The 3,826-nt window shown below is 65.7% G+C and carries 4 protein-coding genes; 3 read left to right on the forward strand and 1 reads right to left on the reverse strand.

Translation table 11 applies throughout. From position 1 onward, the window contains the following. A partial coding sequence (locus RIF85_RS15050) for an acyl-CoA desaturase (protein WP_309072714.1) occupies window positions 1-860 on the reverse strand: 860 nt, incomplete at its 3' end. A gap of 290 nt (window positions 861-1,150) precedes the next feature. Between RIF85_RS15050 and RIF85_RS15055 the strand changes: the two genes are divergently transcribed. The 3 genes from RIF85_RS15055 to RIF85_RS15065 form a co-directional block, all read left to right on the forward strand. Next, window positions 1,151-2,284: a Re/Si-specific NAD(P)(+) transhydrogenase subunit alpha gene (locus RIF85_RS15055; RefSeq protein ID WP_309072715.1), complete on the forward strand. Its 1,134-nt coding sequence runs from the start codon at window positions 1,151-1,153 to the stop codon at window positions 2,282-2,284. Continuing rightward, entirely contained in the window at window positions 2,284-2,607 is a 324-nt protein-coding gene (locus tag RIF85_RS15060) for an NAD(P) transhydrogenase subunit alpha (protein WP_309072716.1), read from the forward strand. The genes RIF85_RS15055 and RIF85_RS15060 overlap by 1 nt, the downstream gene beginning before the upstream one ends. Beyond that, on the forward strand, window positions 2,604-3,826 hold a 1,223-nt coding region (locus RIF85_RS15065), incomplete at its 3' end, for an NAD(P)(+) transhydrogenase (Re/Si-specific) subunit beta (protein WP_309072717.1). The genes RIF85_RS15060 and RIF85_RS15065, both read left to right, overlap by 4 nt.

Here is a 3,826-nt window from a genome sequence, read left to right on the forward strand (position 1 = left end):
AGGCCGCCGAAGGCGTTGTTGATGAAGTTGCCGCCGCGGATGTTGCGTGAGGTGAGGACCTGCTTCTGGAAGAAGTCCAGCTTGCTGTCACGCGGGATGACCGGCATGCCCTTGTGGTTGGGAGCGAAGGAAGCGCCCATGTAGATGCCGAAGACCGCCATCTGCACGCCGATGAAAGCGAAAGCCATGCCCACAGGCAGGAACCAGAACAGCACTCCGAGGTACAAGCCGAAGCGGACCGCGAGGAGCGCAAGCTCGACCCAGCGTCCCTGCACTGCGCCGGGGCGGAAGAGAGTGGCAATGGAGCGGGCATGCAGGTTCAGGCCCTCGAGCGTCAGGAGCGGAAAGAACAAGTAACCCTGGCGGCGGGTAATCCACGCCTGGATGCCCTTAGCCTTGGCGGCGTCCTCTTCCAGGAAGGAGATGGTGTCCACCTCGATGTCCGGATCCTTGCCCACAACATTCGGATCGTTATGGTGACGGGAGTGCTTGTTCATCCACCACTGGTAGCTGATACCGACGACGCCGGCGGCAAGAATCCGTCCCGACCAGTCGTTGGCGCCGCGGGAGGCGAAGATCTGGCGGTGGGACGCCTCATGTGCCAGGAAAGCGATCTGCGTCAGCACGACTCCCAGAACACCTGCGATCAGGAGCTGGAACCACGTATCGCCGAGGAGGGCGAAGCCCGTCCATGCTGCGCCGAGTGCCAGGCCGAGGAATGCCATGACTGAAAGGTAAAAGCCGCGCCTGCGTGCGAGCAGGCCTTCCTTGCGCACCTGCTTGAGAAGCGTGGCGTAGGAAGCGACGACGTCGTTCGGCTTGGCAACGCGGACCGTGCGTGCGGGTGAAGTGATGGTCATAAAAATCCCTGAAGTCGAAACCGACTTCCCAGCCGCGGAGGGTCCCCAAGTTCCCGAAGATTCTTAAAGGCTACAGCCGCCACCTGATGGTCGGCTGAAAATATGCAGTTCGCTGACTACTTCCGGCACCGAAGCCGTCCGAGGCGTGGGTGGAGGTTTAGGTCCTGGCAGGGCATGGCTGCATAACCTTCCCGCAACAGCCCGGGCTATTGCGTTCCGCGAACACTCCTGCTGTGTGATGCTGTGTTCCAGCGATTGGGCGACGGCGCCCCGTTCGGAAGGGACAGATCGTGCTGGTGGGAGTGAAACGGGAGACCCGTTCGGGTGAGCGACGCGTGGCGGCGACGCCCACATCCGTCCGCCAACTTACCAAACTCGGCCTGGACGTCGTCGTGCAATCCGGGGCCGGTGTACAGGCGGGCCATGATGATGCTGCGTACCGCACAGCGGGCGCCGACGTCGTTCCCCAACTCGGCCAGGTCGATCTCCTGTGCCACGTTGCGCCCCTGACTGCGGAAGAAGCGGGGATGTTGCAGCCCGGCACCTTCACGGTCGGCTTCGCAGCTCCCGCCACGGAGCTGAACACGGTCGCCGCCCTCGCACAGGCCGGAGTCACGTCGTTTGCGCTGGAACTCATCCCGCGGATCTCCCGCGCGCAGTCGATGGACGCACTGTCCTCCCAGTCCCTTGTCGCCGGATACCGCGCGGTCCTCGAGGCTGCGATCCGGTTCCCCCGGTTCTTTCCCCTGTACATGACTGCTGCAGGCACGGTGCCACCCGCACGCGTCCTTGTGCTCGGTGCGGGAGTCGCGGGACTGCAGGCCATCGGAACAGCCAAGCGGTTGGGCGCCCGTGTGTCTGCGTACGACGTCCGCCCCTCCTCCGCGGACGAGGTCGCCTCCCTCGGCGGCACATTCATCAACCTCGACCTCGACGCCATCGAAGGCGCCGGCGGCTACGCCCGGGAGATGGGTGAGGACCGGGCCCGGCGGCAGCGCGAGCTCCTCGTCCCGCATGTGGCGGCCTCCGACGTCCTGATCACAACTGCCGCCGTCCCCGGCAGGCCGGCACCGTTGCTCGTGACCACTGACATGGTTCAGGGGATGCAGGGCGGTGCCGTCGTCGTCGACCTTGCCGCCGAAACCGGTGGCAACGTGCAAGGCTCCGTGGCAGGGCAGGACATCCTGGTGTCGGGAGCCGGCGGAACCGTCACCCTGGTGGGGATGAAGGACGCTGCATCCGCGATGGCCGCCGACGCGTCCCGGCTGTTCGCAGCCAATGTCGCGAACCTTGTGGAGCTCATGACCGTGGACGGGCGCGTCGAGCCGGACTTCGACGACGACGTCGTGGCCGGCGCCTGCCTCACCCACGAGGGCAGGGTGGCGCACCAACCCACCGCGGCCGCGCTGAAAGGAACGCGCTAATGGATCTGCCGTCCCTGCTCACCGTTGTCGTGCTCGCCGTGTTCGTCGGTTTCGAAGTGGTGTCCAAAGTGACAAGCACGCTGCACACACCCTTGATGTCCGGTGCCAACGCGATCCACGGAATTATCCTCGTCGGTGCGATCCTGGTGGCGGGTCAGGCCACGGAGCTTCTGCCTCTGGGCCTCGCGCTGGTAGCGGTGCTGCTCGCGACGGTGAATCTGGTCGGAGGGTTCGTGGTGACTGACAGGATGCTCCACATGTTCCGAGGCCGGAATCAACCGGGCCAATCGACCGGACAATCCGCAGGAAAGCTCGACCCATGAACCTTCTAGCGCCGGAAGCCACAGCCCTGCTGTACCTCGTTGTCGCCGTGTGCTTCATCCTGGCACTGAAGGGATTGAGCTCCCCGCGCACTGCCCGCCGCGGCAACCTGATCGGTGCCGGGGGTGCTGCGCTCGCCGTCGTCACTGTCTTCCTCTCCGCCCGGCTGCAAAACCTGCCCGCCATTCTCATCGCCATCGCTGTGGGAGCCGTGATCGCGGCCCCTATCGCACGCCGCGTGCAGATGACCCAGATGCCGCAGCTCGTGGCGCTGTTCAACGGTGTGGGCGGTGGCGCCGCCGCGCTGGTGGCCATTCTCGAACTGGCAGCGCACGACGGCGTGTGGGTACGTGGCGCCGTCGTCTTCACCCTCATGGTGGGGGCAGTGTCTTTCGCAGGCTCGGGGGTCACCGTGGCGAAGCTGCAGGAGCTGATGACTACGCGTCCGGTCATCTTCCGGGGCATGCGCTGGGTGATGTCCGCCGTCGTCATCCTGCTTCTGGTTGCCGCTGTCCTGGTGACGTTGACGGGGAACCAGGTGTGGGCGACGGTCCTGCTGGTGCTCGGTCTCGCCGCGGGCGTCCTGCTGGTGCTACCCGTCGGCGGGGCGGACGTGCCGATTGTCATCTCCCTGCTCAACGCGTTCACCGGTCTCGCGGTTGCGGCGTCCGGCGTGGTGCTCGACAACGTGCTGCTGCTGGTGGCCGGAACACTGGTCGGTGCGAGCGGCACCATCCTGACCCGTGCGATGGCCGCAGCCATGGGTCGCGGCGTGGCAGGAATCCTGTTCGGCGCGTTCCGTGGCGGCTCGACCGCCGGGGCAGGGACGGTCAGTGAGCGGCCGGTTCGGGCATCCGGGCCCGAAGACGTGGCCGTCATGCTTGGATACGCGCAGCAGGTGGTGATTGTCCCGGGCTATGGGCTTGCAGTGTCGCAGGGGCAGCACACCATCGCGGAGCTGGCGGATGTGCTGGAAGCCAGAGGAGTGGAGGTGTCCTTCGCGATCCATCCGGTGGCCGGTCGGATGCCCGGACACATGAACGTGCTGCTTGCGGAGGCGAACGTGCCGTACGAGTCGCTGAAGGAAATGGCCGAAGTGAATCCGGAGTTCCGGAATATGGACGTTGCCCTCGTGGTGGGCGCAAACGACGTCGTGAATCCGGCCGCCAAGACGTCGCCGGGCTCCCCGATCTACGGGATGCCCATCCTCGAGGTGGCCGA

This window comes from Arthrobacter sp., assembly GCF_031179385.1.
Taxonomy (GTDB): Bacteria; Actinomycetota; Actinomycetes; order Actinomycetales; family Micrococcaceae; genus Arthrobacter_D.

Excerpts from the sequence above, each read along its gene's own strand:
- RIF85_RS15060 (WP_309072716.1), top strand. The coding sequence starts at position 2,284 with ATGGATCTGCCGTCCCTGCTCACCGTTGTCGTGCTCGCCGTGTTCGTC.